Below are 445 nucleotides of genomic sequence, written 5' to 3' on the forward strand. Positions count from 1 at the left end.
AAGTACCCAAATACCGACTCGTGGTTTAGTCTTAAAAGCGGTAAGTAACAACCTTATTATGAAGACCCTAGTTCACCGATCCCGGTAAATAAGGACTAGGCGAAAACCAAATATCGTCATGGAATTTTTGACCCGAATCACATCAGGTCTTTCAAAAGGGAATTTTGTTAATTATTTCGAAACGCAAGCCCGCGGCTACATTTACTATAGCTCCCCAAGCTTCGTCGTCATTAGCCGATACAGCTTCGTGTTACGCGGGAACTTGTCGGTGAACGGCACGAGGGAGCTACCCACCTTCATCAACCCGTTACCGGCATCGACGTTCGTGATGTAGGAAAGCTGCAAGTCCGAAATGTTCAATAGCTCCGCAAGCTCCATCCGGTCGGTGCTGGCCTGATTCAGCATGACGATGAACTCGCTGTTCGCCAGCATTGTGCGGGCGGTG

At 48.8% G+C, this 445-nt stretch carries 1 protein-coding gene; it reads right to left on the reverse strand.

The annotated features are described in order from the left end of the window. Positions 1 to 204: 204 nt before the first annotated feature. Positions 205 to 445, reverse strand: a 241-nt coding sequence (locus DEF28_RS26845) for a hypothetical protein (RefSeq protein WP_233515565.1), incomplete at its 5' end; no start/stop codon positions are given.

The organism is Marinitenerispora sediminis, assembly GCF_003336425.1.
Taxonomy (GTDB): Bacteria; Actinomycetota; Actinomycetes; order Streptosporangiales; family Streptosporangiaceae; genus Marinitenerispora; species Marinitenerispora sediminis.